Origin of the sequence: Mesorhizobium sp. M7A.F.Ca.MR.148.00.0.0 (genome assembly GCF_003997735.1) — a bacterium.
Lineage (GTDB): Bacteria > Pseudomonadota > Alphaproteobacteria > Rhizobiales > Rhizobiaceae > Mesorhizobium.
Genome location: NZ_RZTB01000698.1, coordinates 1 through 235, shown reverse-complemented (window position 1 = coordinate 235; position 235 = coordinate 1). Strand labels below are relative to the sequence as shown.

The 235-nt window shown below is 65.1% G+C and carries 1 protein-coding gene; it reads left to right on the top strand.

Annotated elements, in window-relative coordinates; translation table 11 throughout:
- Positions 1-235: DUF1850 domain-containing protein (locus EOB49_RS35890; RefSeq protein WP_127383585.1), on the top strand; the 235-nt coding region annotated here is incomplete at both ends.

Sequence of the window (235 nt, the reverse complement as noted above, 5' to 3'; positions counted from 1 at the left end):
CTGTCCTGGACGCATTCGGTGGAACGGTCGCGTTGGGAGGAAGACTGGAAGGTCATGCCTATCGGCCTGCAGATGGTCGAGGCGCGGGTCAAGGGTTCGGGCGCCGGCATGGAGCCTCCGGAAGATGCGGTGCTGAAGGAGGGTTGGTGGAGCTATGCGCCAAAGATCGGTCCACAACGACGCGTCATACTCGCCGCCTCTGGCGCAACCGGCGACGGCTGGACGCTGTGCTCGG